This is a genomic window from Roseibium aggregatum (assembly GCF_014692675.1).
GTDB classification, from domain to species: Bacteria; Pseudomonadota; Alphaproteobacteria; order Rhizobiales; family Stappiaceae; genus Roseibium; species Roseibium aggregatum_C.
In genome coordinates this window covers 1-15,122 of record NZ_JABFCZ010000018.1, presented here as the reverse complement: position 1 = coordinate 15,122, position 15,122 = coordinate 1, and the positions used below count along the sequence as shown (strand labels likewise).

Sequence of the window (15,122 nt, the reverse complement as noted above, 5' to 3'; positions counted from 1 at the left end):
AAGTAGATCCCGCCGGGCCTCTTGAAGAGTTGTTTGTACAGGAGGCGTAGCCATGGGTTTGACATCCGCTCTGAATACGTCGTTGTTCGGCATCGACTACAATCAGACGCAGATCGACGTGACGTCTGCGAACATCGCAAATGCGGGTACGTCGGGCTATTCGACGAAAACGGTCACCGTTGATGTGTTCTTCGACGGCCAGGGCAACGTCTCCGGTATTCAGTCGACCAATGTTTCACGTGTTATCGACGAAAAGGTCCAAAAGGCCTATTTCGGTTCGCTCGCCGAAACCAATTATGCCGCTCAAATCGCCGACTATACGGATCGGGTCGATCAAATCATCGGCACGATCAACGACAAATCGAGTGTGCCGTCCCTGGCAACGGAGCTTTCCAACAAGCTGTCCGCACTCGTCAATGATCCAGGCAGTTTTCCGGTGCAGCAGGATGTGGTCTCGACCGCCGACAGTTTCGCCCGGGAGCTGAATTCCGCCTATACGCAAATCAACGATATGCGGCTTCAGGCGGACCAGGATATGTACTCCGAGGCGAAGAGCCTCAATTCGACCCTGAAAAATATCCAGGACGTCGACCAGGCCATCGCGGATGCCAGGTCCGCGGGGCTGTCCACCGCAGATCTGCTCGATCAGCGGGACCGGTTTCTTGAGAAGCTGTCGGGTCAGCTGGATATTACCGTGACCGACCAGGGCGGTGGTGTCCTCTTGATCCGTACGGGCAAAGGCCAGCAGCTTTATGCCGATAAGAAGGCCTCGACCGTTTCCTTCAATCGGAGCCCGGCATTGGAGCCGGGAAAGTCCGGTAACAACATCACGGTGACGACGCCGGGAGGCACGACCTTCGACTTGATTGGCGGGTCCAACTCCGGCTCTGTTTCGGCCTTGGCCGAACTGCGTGACAAGGTTCTGGTGCAGGCGCAGACGCAGCTCGATACGATTGCAGCGAATGCCTCGCTCGCATTTTCCAATGTGACCGTCCCCAGCACGCCGACAACGGTGGGTATCGAAAACGGTTACACTCTTGATCTGTCCGCTTTGCAGCCAGGCAATAAGGTGTCCCTGTCCTACGTGGATACTGGCGGCAACACCAAGCAAGTGACCTTTGTCGGCGTCACCGACCCGACATTGCTGCCCCTGCAGGACACGGTAACACCAAGAGCGGATGACAAGGTCTATGGCGTCGATATCTCAAGCGGCGTGACCGCGAACTATATCACGCAAATGATCGCGGACCTGGGTGCCTACGATCCGAATTTGGCCGTCAGCAACGATGGTACCGGCAAGTTGCAGATCCTTGGTGATACGGCGACGAACACTGTCGTGAAAAGCTTGACGGGCGATGTCACCGTGACCGGCTCCACCGACCAGGGACTCGGTTTGTCTATCTTCGTCGACAAGACGCAAGGCACGGACATTTTCACGGACGCCCTTGAAGCCGGTGGGCAGCGGGTTGGATTTGCACGCGGTATCGCGGTCAATCCGGATCTCGTGGCCGATAGCTCGAAGTTGGTGAACTACCAAACCACACCAACGCCGAATTCCAAGAATGATCCGTCCCGGGCCAAGTTCCTGCTGAACGCTTTCGCAAATGACCGGCGCACGTTCGACCCAGGGGCAGGGATCGGCAGCAAGACCAGTCCTTATGTAGGCAACATTCTTCAGTACACCAACCAGGTGACCGCCTTTCAGGGCAGTCAGGCGCAGGATGCCAAGACCTACAATGAAGCCCGGCAAACGATCACGACGAATTTTGCCGCGAAATATGAAGATACTTACTCGGTCGATATCAATGCGCAGCTTGCGATCCTGATTGAGCTGCAAAACGCCTATGCCGCCAGTGCCCGTGTCATGAAGACCGTCAACGATCTCTATGACACGTTGCTGCAGTCGATCTAGTAGAGGTGCGCCATGCCAGTTAACACAGTAACCACTTCGCGCTCTTATGCGATCGCCCGGTTGTCCAACCTCCACAATACGTTGACGCAAAAAACGGAGCAGCTTTCCTCCGGCAAGGTGTCGACGACATATGGCGGGATTGGCGATAACCGGCTGCTGGATCTGGAGCTGACCCAGAAGGTGAACCGGATCGACTCCTATAAGGAAACGATTACCCGGGCGAATCTTCAGCTCAATACGATGAACCTGACGCTGGACAGGTTGGAGAGCTTGCGCATCGATGCCAAGTCGGCTTTCGACGCCAATAATTTCGAGCTGCAGACGGACGGACAGACTCAGACGCAGGCTTCCGCCAACGTTCTGCTGCACGAAGCGACGAACCTGCTCAACACGGAAGTGGCCGGGCACTACATTTTCGGTGGCGCGGATGCGGATACCAATCCCGTGCAGAATGTCGACAAGATTCTCAACGGGGATGGCAACCTCGCCGGTCTGCGCACCTACATGGATGAGTATTCGCAGGCGAATTTGGGTGTCAACAACAACGGCCGCATGACCGTTTCCGGGCTGACGACCAATTTCGCCGGTGCGGTTCCTACGGACTCGACCTTTACCGTCGCCGAAGACGGTGCCCATGATTTCGGTTTCGATATTGCGTCGGTGACCAACAACCTGACCAACGCCACACTTACCGGACCTGGCGGCGGCGACCCGGATTCCTTCGATGTGAAATTGACCGGCCAGCCGAATATCGGTGACACGTTTTCGGTTGTCCTCACCTTGCCGCCGGCACACACGGAAAACTTGACCCTCAATTTCAAGGCTGCCGCCGACACGTCCCAAAAGGGCAATTTTCTGATCGGATCCGACCTCGCTCAGACAACGCAAAACCTGCATGATGCGATTTCATCCGCCCTTCAGGACGAGGCGAAGTCGACCTTGCGGGCAACATCCGACAAATGGGCTGCGGACGAATACTTCAACACTTACAACGGCGCCGTTCCGCAGCGGGTTGCTGGGCCGCCGTTCAACACGGCGACGACCCTTGTGTCGGGAGCTGGAACGACGTTGCCCTGGTATACGGGCGATAACGCGCCGACGACGGACCCGCGTACCGACAAGACCGCGGTTATCGACAGCAACTTGTCGGTTAATTACGGCGCGCGCGCCAATGAGGATGGTCTTGCGAGTGTGGTCAAATCGCTTGCGACATTCGTGGCTTCGAATTTTTCCGGCGGCACGCCGAGCGATGAGGAGTATTACAACAAGGCAGCGCAGAAGATGCGTGACGTGATCGAGCCTTCAGGCAGCACCCTTTCCGGCGTTTCTTCGATCGCGACGCAAATCGCGATTGCGCACAGGACAGTCGAGCAGACCGACGATCGCCATACGCAGATGAAAGCCAGCTATGAAACGGCAATTGGCGACATCGAGGGGGTCGACAACAATCTCGTGGCGACGGAAATCCTCAATTTGCAGACCAATATCCAAGCCTCCTACCGGGCCTCTTCGATCGTTCTGCAGCTCAGCCTGACGAACTATATCTAGAATATCGCAGCGGCCGTGGCGTAAGCTCTGGCCGTTCGTGCCTTCAGCTGAGATATAATCTTCCATGACAGATAATAAAAAGGCCGCCGCAGGGCTTCTGCGGCGGCCTTTTTCTTGGAATTTCTGCTGCGGTCATTCCGGGCGCGTACGCAAGCCTTCAGCAATGCTGCGGTTGATCGATATCAGAACGCTGAGCTTTTCCGGAGCCGGATCTGCCAGGAGAGTGACCGTATGTTTGAAGACGAAGACCGCCAAGGAGGCAAGGTTGTTCTTGATCTCCTGGGGGAGTTCACTTTCTTCGCTGGTCGCGGAAGTGACCAAAATCGTCCAAAGCTTGCGATTATAGGTCAGAGCTTCATCCGTTTCGGCGAAACTCGTTTCGTCCCATTCGTCTTTAATCAGTTGGAGCTTTGCGGCCGCCTTCATCAGAAGGTTCGCCTCCAGCTCCCTTGGTGACACCGTCACCTGGCTCGTTTTCAGATATGCCTGAGCTGCCTGCTTGTACATGGCCGATCAGCGTCCTCTCATACTCGATAAGCTTACGTGCTTCTTTCAATGCTTTATAGAAGGCGCCGGTTAGGATTGAATTACTAATCCTGGTCACATAAGGAATTGTACTCGGTGCGGCCTTCACCAGATCATTGACGAGCGTGAAGTAATTCTCCTGAATTTTCTCCACTGCGTTGGACAAATACATCAGCTGCACAGCCAGATAGATGCGCTTAGCTGGACTATTTGCGGTGGCCGGCGTGAGAATATCCTTTTCACGGAGGATTGGCGCCTGGCCTTCGATAAATAATCGGGTTCGCTGATTATCATTGGTGATAACAGATTCACCGATGATGATACGTTCGCCCGGTTTTAGCTCGACCTTGAGCGCCATTCCGTGACCTCCAAGAAGAAGTATGGCTTGGAAACGTTAACCAAACAGTTAATCGCCCCCTCCAAATTCTTAACGATTACATGCCTCATGACTAACCGAAGAGGCTCAGAACGCTTTGCTGGGCTTGGTTTGCGAGCGACAGCGCTGTCGAGGATAGCTGCTGACGGGTCTGCAAAGCCAGCATATTCGCGCCCTCCTCGTTCATGTCGGCAATCGTCAGGTTACCGGCCCCCACTTGCAGCGTATTGATCAAGTTTCCCGTAAAATCAGTTCGAATTTGAACTGTGGACAAGCTCGCGCCGAAAGAACTCGATGCAGATCTGAGTTCATCGAGCGCGGAATTGATGGCCTGGAGCGTTCGGTCAATATCCGTATCCGCCTTGAAGCCGGAATCCGTCGCGGTCAGCGATACTGTTCCATTTGTCATCGACAGATCGCTGATATTGAAGTCTTTGTTGTTGCTTTTGATTGAGAAGGAGACATCGCCGTTGAGACTGATGCTGCCTGCGGCGAAAGATGCGCTCAAACCTTTGACGTTGTTTAACAGGTCGACCAAGTCGCTGACCGTTGTATTGGAGTCGACCGCCAGCGAAGCTGCTTCGTAGCCGTTCCCGTCCATGATCATCAGCACATCGCCTGCCGAGTAGCCTCCGGAACTGACCAAGGTGGCTCCGGCCGTCATTGCTGATGTCGTCAGGGTCGTCGGCGCAGCTGTCGCGGTAAGACCGCCGTTCGTGGCGCTGCCGCCACCGCTGTTGTCCTTGGAAATGCTCAAGGTCAAGACGTTATTGAGGCCGGAGGTAATCTTCAGCTTGTCCGTGGTTTCGTCGAAGCTCGCTTTCAGACCGCCGAGATTGTTGATCGCGTTGACGTAATCCTGCACCGTCGTCAGCGATGCGCCAACGGTGTAGGTTTTGGTCGTGACACCGTCCGTGATGCTGATGATATCTCCGTTGGCCCATGTCGGAAGGCTGGCAAGGTCGGAAGACGCCTGCAAACCGGTCAGATCGAGCGATGCGGTTCCCGCGTTCGCCAAAAAGGAGGAGGTGGCACCAGCCCCTTCAGCCAAGTCCTTGAGATTTAACCCAGTTTCCAGTGTAGTGTCGGTGAAGTCAACCGGCTTGACGGTCAGGTTTGAGGTGCTGTCTTCATTGAAGATCACCTTCAATTCGTTGCCGATGCCAGCGAGCAGGTTCTTGCCCTTGTAGCCGGAATCTCGGGCCAGATCCTCAATCTGCGTCAGGATATCATTGTACTGCTTCGCATAGACCTTGCGTTGGTATTCGCTTTGGTTTTGCAGAGCCTGGTTGGCGATCGCCTTTGCAGATTCAACAAGCTTGGTAATGCCGCCAATGCCGTCTTCAGCAGCACGCATCGTCTGAACGGCCTGGCCCATATTGTCGAGAAGGTTGCCCAGGTCATTGGCGCGGTCATTCAGACCGGCTGCTGTGAAATAGGAATTCGGATTGTCGAGGGCGGAGTTGACCTTCAAGCCGGTTGCCAGACGGTTCTGCGTCGTGGATTGCAGCTTGGCCGTGCTTTTCAGTGACAGAAGGTTATCCCGGACAGCACTGGAAAGGATAATGTCGCTCATCAGAGATCACCGCATTCGTTCTAGACGCTTCATCATTACCTTCATGCGGAAGGTAGTTTGCGGTGAGTGTAAATGGAAAGTTAACGGACAATGCACCCATTAATGTTTTGTTAGGGGGGGTTACCAAAAGCTTTCTTTTAAATATTTGAATTAGCGAGGGAATTTTTTCGAGTAATTCCACGTATATGGATTTGAAATGAAAAACGGCGGGACTGGGCCCGCCGCTTCTGGTTGTCAGGTTGTGAGTCGTTTGACTGTTTGATTCTAGGCTTCTTACCGGAAGAGGGACAGCACTGTCTGATCCGCCTGCGACGCGAATGACAGCGATGTGGAGGCAAGCTGTTGGCGGGTTTGGAGCGCCAGGAGGTTTGCACCCTCCTCGTTGGTATCGGCCAAGGTCAGCTTGCCGGCACCTTCTTGAAGCGTGTTGATCATCTGTTTAGTGTAATCCTGCCGGATTTCCACCGTGGATAGGTTCGTACCGAATTCGGATGCCTGCGATCGCAAATTCGTCAAGGCGTTGTTTAATCTGTCAATCACCTTGTTGATTGCTGTGTCCGTTGCAAATCCGGAGTCCGACAGGGCGGAGATTGTCACCCCATTTGTGTCGGCGACGAAGTTACTGGCGTTGAAGTCGGCGTTGTTGCTGGTCAACGACAGGTCGGTTTCGCTAATCAGCGACATTTTGCCCGTTGCGGTGTTGAATTTCGCCGAAACGCCGTTGAAGTCTTCCAAGAACGTCTGCAAGTCTTGGACAGTGCTGGTACTGGAGACTTCATAAGAGCCGAGTTCATACCCATTGCCGTCGGTGAGCCGCAGGATATCGCCAGTCTTATACGAAGCAGAATTGACAAGTGTATCCGAGAGCGAGGTGAAGGCGGTCGCGTTGACGCTCGTCAGCTGCGTTGTGGCAGACGTGGCGCTATTGTGAATCCCGAAATCATTGTTCGAGATGATGGTGAGTTTACCGCTGGCTTCGTCGAATTGGGCGCGAACGCCGGCTGTCGCGTTGATCTTGTCGATCAGATTCTGCACGGTCGCACCGGCGGTCACGGCCAAAGTTGAACCGGAAATGACTGCCGTTGTGGACGCGCCGTTAAAGGTCAGCGTGTTGGTCGTTGAAAGGCCTTGAAGCGTCGATAGTTTCGAGCTGGAGTTCAGCGTCGGTCCGTTGGTGGATTCCTTCAAGGTAAAGACGGTTTGGCCGCCTTCCAGCTGGAAGGAAGTTGCTGCGCCCTGACCTTCGGCAAGGTCAGAAAGATTCAGGCCGGTGGAAAGAGCGGTATTGGTATAGTCGACCGCGTTGATTTTCAGTTTGGACGTAGAGTCTTCGTTAAAGATCGTGGTCAGGTCGTTGCCCATGCCGGCAAGCAGGTTCTTGCCCTTATAGGAAGAGTCCTTGGCGGTCGATTCGATCTGTTGCAGCAGATCGTTGTACTGCGCGGTATATTTCTTGCGCTCGTACTGGCTCTGGGTCTGCAGGGCCTGGTTGGCTTTAGCTTTGGCGGTTTCAACCAGATCGGTGATCGTCTTTATGCCGCCGTCAGCGGCCTTAAGGGTCTGAAGCGACTGGCCCATGTCGTCGAGTAGCGTTCCAAGATCGTTCGCGCGGCTGTTCAGCCCGGATGCGGTGAAGAACGAGTTCGGATTATCGAGGGCCGAATTCACTTTCAAGCCCGTCGCCAGCTTGTGCTGGACGCCAGACATCAGGTGGGCTGTAGATTGAAGTGTGAGGAGATTCTGCCTAACGGCAGCCGACAGAGTAATATTGCCAGCCATTAGTGTTTCCCTTTCCTGGGTCCCATGTTCTGCTGCTCGTCCTGAGCAGGTTGGTTAGGATCATGGTTTGTTAATCCTAATCAATGGTTAACTCCTTGCAATTTAGGGTTAATGCAGGGTTAACGCATTGAATTGGCGGGCGATCGCACAAAGGTGGTTATGCAGGGAAGGGAGGCCCGAAAGGCGCAATAAAGCGGCGGAAATTCGAAGGGGGAGGTAATAAAAAACGGCGGACCGTGGCCCGCCGTTTCAATGTGTGGATTGTTATTAGTTGGCTTAGAAGAGACGCAGAACGTTCTTATCGGCCTGTGCTGCGAGAGACAGCGAGGTCGAAGCCAGCGACTGCTGGGTCTGCAGGGCGAGAACGTTGGCACCTTCCTCGTTGGTGTCGGCGAGGGTCAGCTTGCCAGCACCTTCCTGCAGCGTGTTGATCAGGTTTTTGGTGAAGTCCTGACGGTTCTGCACGATGGACAGGTTGGTACCGAAGCTGGAGGCCTGCGCACGCAAGGTGTTTTGGGCCGTCTGCAGCTTTGTCAACTGCGCCTCGATCTTGGCGTCGGTGGAGAAGCCGTTGGTCGAGGAGTGGGTCGTCGAAACATCCGCCGGGGTCGTGCTGGAGGACGAGAGGGTGACCTCGTAGTCGGAGTGCAGGGTGAAGGTCGTGCCCGACAGCGAGCCGCTTGTGCCGGAGGTGCTATTCACGAAGTTCGTGAAGTCGGACACCTTGGTAGTAGCGGAGACGGTGAGGCTGCCCAGTTCGGTGCCGGTGCTGTCCGTCAGCTTCAGCACGTCGCCGACGGCGAACTGGCTGTCGGTGGTCAGGGCGTTGGTGGAGGACAGGGCAGTGGTGGTCGAAGCGCCATGGATTTGGAGCGTCGCCGTACCGGTCGTGCCCGATGCCAAGCTCGACAGGTTCAGGCCGACCGAGCTGCTCGTGTTGGTGTAATCGACCGCAGAGATCGTCAACGAGGAAGTGTTTTTCTCGTTGAAGGTCACCTTCAGGTCATTGCCGGTGCCGCCAAGAAGGTTCTTGCCCTTGTAGGAGGAGTCCTTGGCGATGTCCTGGATCTGGGTGAGGAGCTGGTTGTACTCGGTGGCAAACTGCTTGCGTTCCTTCTGCGAGGAGGACTGCAGGGCCTGGTTGGCCTTTGCCTTTGCGGAGTCGACCAGATCCGATATCGAGGTGATGCCTTTGTCGGCGGCTTTCAGCGTCTGCACGGCCTGGCCCTGATCATCAAGCAGGGCGGAGAGGTCGCTGGCGCGGTTTTCGAGACCTTTTGCCGTAAAGAAGGAGTTCGGGTTATCGAGAGCCGAATTGACCTTCTTGCCGGTGGAGAGCTTTTCCTGAACGGAGCTTAAAAGGTTGGAAGTTGCCTGAAGTGCGGAGAGATTCGAACGCACTGCGGCGGAGAGAGTAACATTACTCGACATATTTGATCCTTTCTAGGATTACGCAAAACAAAGACCCGTCCTGGGTCTCGGGCTCAATCAATGGTCTGTTCAGGAAAATAGTTCGTAAAAATATATGGTTAGCGGCGGTTAACCTTAACAAAGTGTTGCGGTCAAAAAAGCGGCGGACCGAGGCCCGCCGCTTCGCTGTTTGAGGTTCCTGAGACCTTCTTAGAAGAGACGCAGGACGTTCTTGTCGGCCTGGGCTGCTAGAGACAGCGAGGTCGATGCCAGAGACTGCTGGGTTTGCAGAGCCAGAACGTTCGCACCTTCTTCGTTGGTGTCGGCCAGGGTCAGCTTGCCCGCACCTTCCTGCAACGTGTTGATCAGGTTCTTGGTGAAATCCTGACGATTCTGCACGATGGACAGGTTGGTACCAAAGGTCGAAGCCTGTGCACGCAAGGTGTTTTGGGCCGTCTGAAGCTTCGACAACTGGGACTCGATCTTAGCGTCGGTCGAGAAGCCGTTGGTCGATGCGTGGGTCGTCGAAGTGGTGGTGAAACCACTGGTGGACGAGGACAGGGAGACCTCGTAGTCAGCCGTCAGGGTGAAGGTCGTACCCGTCAGCGAACCGCTGGTGCCTGAAGTGTTGTTCACGAAGTTCGTGAAATCGGACACCTTCGTGTTCGCATCAACGGTGAGGCTGCCCAGTTCGGTGCCGGTGCTGTCCGTCAGCTTGACGACATCGCCAACAGAGAACTGTTGTGCAGTGGTCAAGGTGTTGGTGGAGGACAGGGCTGTGGTGCTTGAAGCGCCATAGATCTGGAGCGTCGCCGTGCCGGCCACACCTGATGCCAGGTCGGACAGGTTCAGACCGACCGAGCTGGTCGTGTCCGTGTAATCGACCGAGGAGATCGACAACGAGGAGGTATTTTTCTCGTTGAAGGTCACCTTCAGGTCGTTGCCGGTACCGCCAAGCAGGTTCTTACCCTTGTAGGAGGAGTCCTTGGCAATGTCCTCGATCTGAGTGAGCAGCTGGTTGTACTCGGTAGCAAACTGCTTGCGTTCCTTCTGAGAGGACGACTGCAGCGCCTGGTTGGCCTTTGCCTTTGCGGCGTCGACCAGATCCGAGATAGAGGTGATGCCCTTGTCGGCTGCTTTCAGCGTCTGTACGGCCTGGCCCTGGTCATCGAGCAGGGAGGAAAGGTCGTTGGCGCGGTTTTCGAGACCTTTTGCCGTGAAGAAGGAGTTCGGGTTGTCGAGCGCCGAATTGACCTTCTTACCGGTGGAGAGCTTTTCCTGGACGGAGCTCAAAAGGTTGGAAGTAGCCTGAAGTGCATTGAGGTTTGACCGCACAGCGGCGGACAGAGTGACGTTACTCGCCATGGTAATTATCCTTTCTAGGATTACGTAGAACGAACACCTTCCTGGGTTCGCGAAAGGAAGACTGCATGGCTAAAAGTAAACAAACGTAAATGTATATGGTTACTAAGTTTATAACCTTAATGCAAATTGAATTTAAATAAATAAATGGCGGGGTATTCCCCGCCATCTACTTGTTTTATTTGGTTTTCCTTAGAAGAGACGCAGAACGTTCTTGTCGGCCTGAGCTGCCAGAGACAGCGAGGTCGAAGCCAGCGACTGCTGGGTCTGCAGGGCGAGCAGGTTCGCGCCTTCCTCGTTGGTGTCGGCGAGGGTCAGCTTGCCAGCACCTTCCTGCAGCGTGTTGATCAGGCTCTTGGTGAAGTCCTGACGGTTCTGCACGATGGACAGGTTGGTACCGAAGCTGGAGGCCTGCGCACGCAATGTGTTTTGGGCCGTTTGCAGTTTCGATAGCTGCGCCTCGATCTTGGCATCCGTTGAGAAGCCGTTGGTCGAAGCGTGCGTTGTCGACACCGTTGTAAAGCCGGTATTGGACGAGGATAAGGAGACCTCGAAATCGGCGTTCAGAGTGAAGGTCGTACCGGTGAGCGAGCCGCTGGTGCCCGAGGTGCCGTTCACAAAGGCCGTGAAGTCGGAAACCTTGGTCGTGGCGGATACGGTGAGGCTGCCCAGTTCGGTACCGGTGCTGTCCGTCAGCTTCAGGACGTCACCAGCAGCGAATTTGCCGGAGGTTGTCAGGGTGTCGCCGGCGGTCAGAGCCGTAGTGGTCGAAGCGCCAGAGATCTGGAGCGTCGCCGAACCCGACACACCTGCTGCCAGGTCGGACAGGTTCAGGCCGACCGAGCTGGTCGTGTCCGTATAGTCAACCGACGAAACCGACAGGCTGGAAGAGCCCGTCTCGTTGAAGGTCACCTTGAGGTCGTTGCCGGTTCCGCCGAGCAGGTTCTTGCCCTTGTAGGAGGAGTCCTTGGCAATGTCCTCAATCTGGGTGAGCAGCTGGTTGTACTCGGAGGCATACTGCTTGCGTTCCTTCTGAGAGGACGACTGCAGGGCCTGGTTGGCTTTTGCCTTTGCGGCGTCGACCAGATCCGAGATGGACGTGATGCCCTTGTCGGCTGCCTTCAGAGTCTGCACGGCCTGGCCCTGATCATCGAGCAGGGAAGCCAGGTCATTTGCACGGTTGTCCAGACCCTTTGCCGTGAAGAAGGAGTTCGGATTGTCTAGAGCCGAATTGACCTTCTTGCCGGTGGAGAGCTTTTCCTGAACGGAGCTCAAAAGGTTGGAAGTTGCCTGAAGTGAAGTGAGGTTCGACCGCACTGCAGCGGACAGAGTGATATTACTCATTACAGAGTTCCTTCTGTTACAAAGTCATTCTTCCTGAATGACGAGTGAACTCTGTCGTTTAAATTTGTATCTAATCCTAATTATCTTGGTTACTGCGTTTTAACTTTAAATAAATGTGAAATTATATGATTAATAGTTATAGTTAATACATTTGATATCAAACATTAAACTATTAACCAAATTTATTTTACTTTTATTAGCTATGAGGGGGGCGAGGGCCGTGAAGCGGCAAAAGGCCCGCTTCATGGCGATGAAGCGGGCCTCGTGGAAAGCCGGAATGTCGATATTGAACTAGACTGTGCGCTCGACGCCTTTACGGGGCGTATTGCCATTTGCCTGGTCGGTGATCGTTTTGGCGTAGGCGCGTAGCTTTCGCAGCACTTCGCTAGGGATCTGACGAACGACTTCACCTGAGAGGCTGTCGGTCGATTGGTAGATGATGCTGTTGCTTTCCTGATCGACGATGATCTTGTGTTCCAGCTTGCGCCCAGTGTTGCTCAGTTCGCGCGGATCAGGATATTGCTGGCTGCCGCCGTTTCTATCGTTTGATGCGCGCGCGGACCCGCCGCCTTGCGCTGCAGGCGTCACCGTGTTGGATGCTGGTAAATCTGTTTTCGCTGCGGGCTCGTTTCGCTCCGGAGCGCGTGTTGCCGGCGTGATCGCCGTGTATGACGGCAATGGCGGCCGGGCAAGTCCCGTTTCCATCGTCCTATCCTCCGGGTTGCATACTATTATGACCCGTAATCTGACGCATGATAACGTAGGGGAATGAATCCCCTGTTAACGGAAAGCTTACATTTTTAGCTATTCACATCGCCGCTGCGTTTGGTGCTGATTCGCTCACGCCTTGATCCGACTAGCGATTTTTCTGGGATTCTTAATGCGAATCGCTTCGAGGGTCTGTCTACTTCTAATAGTATTTTCTCGCTTAAATATAGAAAAACGCGAATATATTGCAAATTTTTACAGTGCGGACCCCCCCCCTTAACCTAACGGTACTATATAGAACTGTCCTGCATTTAATTTCCTATAAACTAAATGCAAATATTAGATTGTGAAATAAATGTAGAAATTTCCCCGTTTTAAGGTGTGAAACTAATGAAAACGATCCGTGCACGATTGAGCCTGGTTATGTTTGGCCTGGCTCTCCTAGGCTCGATAGCGGCAGTTGTCATCTCCCAATGGGTTTCTTCGGATCTAACCGAAATCGCGCTTCAAAGAGAAGTTGCCAACGCCAAGGAGCAGTTGCACGCTCGGATTGAAGGCGATAGCAGGCAAGCGCTTCTGCTGGCCGCCTTGGTTGCCGGTGAAACCAGCGTGCAGCAAAAGTTTGCCGCCAAGGATAGGGACGGTCTGGCGGCCGAGTTCGTGCCCGAGTTTAAAAAACTGAGCAACGATTACGGAATCCGCCAGTTCCAATTTCATCTGCCGCCGGCGGAGAGTTTCCTGCGCGTCCACAATGCGGAAAAATTCGGCGACGACCTTTCCAGTTTCCGCAAGACGGTGGTTCAAACCAATACAGATCTAAAGCCAATTCATGGTCTTGAAAAAGGCGTTGCCGGCATCGGAATTCGCGGTGTGGTTCCGGTGTTAAATAAAGGCAAGCATGTCGGTTCCGTCGAGTTCGGTCTTGGCTTCCATAAGCTCTTTGTCGAGGAATTCACCAAGCAGACTGGCTATCCCCTTGCAATCTTGCGTGAGGGTGAGAAGGGGCCGGAAATCATCGGTAACCAGCTTCCCGAAAACATGGACCCCATGGCGCTTCTCACGCAGACTGCCAAGGGCGGAATTTCGGATAGCTCCGACAAATATTTTGTCGAACAGGTGCCGGTTCTTGACTATTCTGGTGACCCGATTGCCACGGCTATTATCGCGGTGGACCAGAGCGCCTATCTTGCCGTTGCAAGTTCCGCGCGCATGACCGGTATCGGTCTTGGTCTGGTTCTGTTGCTGATTGCCGGCGGTTCACTCTTTTATTCGACGCGGTCGATTTTCCTGCCGTTGCGCACCGTGACCTCCCAGATGATGGTTTTGGCAGAGGGCAACCCGAACCAGGATGTCCAGGGCGTCGCGCGTCCGGACGAAGTGGGCGATATTGCCCGTGCTCTTTCCGTCTGCTGCGACAACCGCAAGGAACAGATCCGTCTTGAAGAGTTTCAGGTGGAAGAGCAAGAGCAGCGTCATAAACGTGCCGAACGCGTAACGTTGCTGGTGGAAGGCTTCCGCTCGACATCGGCCGATCTGTTGTCGGCGCTTAGCGATGCCAACAGGAGCCTGCAGGATACGGCGGGCGTATTGGACAGTGTTGCCTCCTCGAGCGCGGAACAAGCCCGGGGTGCTGCCTCCTCTTCGAAAGAGGTTTCTGAAAACGTCCAGTCCGTTGCAAGCGCGACGGAGGAACTGGCGTCCTCGACCCAGGAAATTTCCGAACAGGTCAACCGCACGACGGCGATCGTGACGGATGCGACGGCTGGAGTTCAGACCACCAACCAGAAGGTCGCGGGCCTGGCGTCGGCTGCTTCGAAGATAGGTGAGGTCGTCACGCTGATCCAGGCGATCGCGGAACAGACCAACCTCCTGGCGCTGAATGCCACAATCGAGGCGGCGCGTGCCGGAGAAGCCGGTAAGGGCTTTGCCGTGGTGGCTGCCGAGGTCAAGGAACTGGCGAACCAGACCTCCAAGGCGACGGAGGAAATTTCCAGTCAGATTGCGGAGATCCAGGCATCGACGGATGAGGCTGTCACCGCGATCGGCAGGATTGCGGGGACGATGGAGGAAGTGAACGAATATACCGGTGCGATCGCGACCGCCGTCGTGCAGCAGGGGGCTGCGACATCGGAGATCAGCGCCAATATTCAAAGCACGGCAAGCCGGACCCGCTCCGTTGTGGAAAATATCAGCCAGCTGGATGCGGCTGTGGTGGAGACCAACCGTTCCGCGGAAGAGCTGTTCAGCAAGACCAATGAAGCCTTTGGAAATGCCGAGCGGTTTCAGGAGGAAATCCGGAAATTCCTGGAAGACGTCGCCGCGGCCTGATCGGACGGGCCGGACCGAACTCAAGATCGAATGACGAAAAGGCGCCCAGGGGCGCCTCAGACTGCTGACAAACCCGTCGTTTTCGGCGGGTTTGTTTTTTTGGCTTTGGTTTTGTGGCGCTTGTCCGCGTTTTTGCGTTTGGTCCTTTACGCGCTGGTCTTTGTCACGCGGGAGCTTGTTTCGGAGCTTTGGTGAGTGCCATTGCGATCTTTTTGATGTTTTGGGCAGTGGCGGCGAGTAGGCACTGCACTTGT

Annotated in this window: 11 protein-coding genes; 3 read left to right on the top strand and 8 right to left on the bottom strand. The window is 54.8% G+C overall.

Annotation, left to right across the window (positions count from 1 at the left end; genetic code table 11):
• Positions 1-52: 52 nt before the first annotated feature.
• The gene (flgK, locus tag HK439_RS16285) at positions 53-1,912 is read left to right on the top strand and encodes a flagellar hook-associated protein FlgK (RefSeq protein ID WP_190292594.1); all 1,860 of its coding nucleotides are present in this window, start codon (positions 53-55) and stop codon (positions 1,910-1,912) included.
• Positions 1,913-1,924: 12 nt separating this feature from the next.
• Positions 1,925-3,460, top strand: coding sequence for a flagellin (locus HK439_RS16280; RefSeq protein WP_190292593.1), 1,536 nt, complete (start codon positions 1,925-1,927; stop codon positions 3,458-3,460).
• A 132-nt stretch (positions 3,461-3,592) separates the two neighbouring features.
• On the opposite strand, the gene flaF is transcribed toward HK439_RS16280, so the two are convergent.
• From flaF to HK439_RS16240, 8 genes are all read right to left on the bottom strand, one after another.
• On the bottom strand, positions 3,593-3,967 hold the full coding sequence (gene flaF / locus HK439_RS16275) for a flagellar biosynthesis regulator FlaF (RefSeq protein ID WP_190292592.1): 375 nt from the start codon (positions 3,965-3,967) through the stop codon (positions 3,593-3,595).
• Positions 3,855-4,343, bottom strand: a complete 489-nt coding sequence (flbT, locus tag HK439_RS16270; protein WP_190292591.1) for a flagellar biosynthesis repressor FlbT — start codon at positions 4,341-4,343, stop codon at positions 3,855-3,857. The genes flaF and flbT overlap by 113 nt, the downstream gene beginning before the upstream one ends.
• A 91-nt stretch (positions 4,344-4,434) precedes the next feature.
• Positions 4,435-5,937, bottom strand: coding sequence for a flagellin (locus HK439_RS16265; protein WP_190292590.1), 1,503 nt, complete (start codon positions 5,935-5,937; stop codon positions 4,435-4,437).
• A gap of 273 nt (positions 5,938-6,210) precedes the next feature.
• Entirely contained in the window at positions 6,211-7,716 is a 1,506-nt protein-coding gene (locus HK439_RS16260) for a flagellin (protein ID WP_190292589.1), read from the bottom strand.
• 276 nt (positions 7,717-7,992) lie between these two features.
• Positions 7,993-9,147, bottom strand: coding sequence for a flagellin (locus tag HK439_RS16255; protein ID WP_190292588.1), 1,155 nt, complete (start codon positions 9,145-9,147; stop codon positions 7,993-7,995).
• 189 nt (positions 9,148-9,336) lie between these two features.
• Positions 9,337-10,491: a flagellin gene (locus HK439_RS16250; RefSeq protein WP_190292587.1), complete on the bottom strand. Its 1,155-nt coding sequence runs from the start codon at positions 10,489-10,491 to the stop codon at positions 9,337-9,339.
• 189 nt (positions 10,492-10,680) lie between these two features.
• Positions 10,681-11,832, bottom strand: a complete 1,152-nt coding sequence (locus tag HK439_RS16245; protein WP_190292586.1) for a flagellin — start codon at positions 11,830-11,832, stop codon at positions 10,681-10,683.
• 291 nt (positions 11,833-12,123) lie between these two features.
• On the bottom strand, positions 12,124-12,537 hold the full coding sequence (locus HK439_RS16240; RefSeq protein ID WP_190292585.1) for a hypothetical protein: 414 nt from the start codon (positions 12,535-12,537) through the stop codon (positions 12,124-12,126).
• 393 nt (positions 12,538-12,930) lie between these two features.
• On the opposite strand from HK439_RS16240, the gene HK439_RS16235 reads away from it, so the two are divergent.
• Positions 12,931-14,868 carry a methyl-accepting chemotaxis protein gene (locus tag HK439_RS16235; protein ID WP_190292584.1) on the top strand — a complete coding sequence of 646 codons (1,938 nt, stop codon included), beginning with the start codon at positions 12,931-12,933 and terminating at the stop codon, positions 14,866-14,868.
• Positions 14,869-15,122 lie beyond the last annotated feature (254 nt).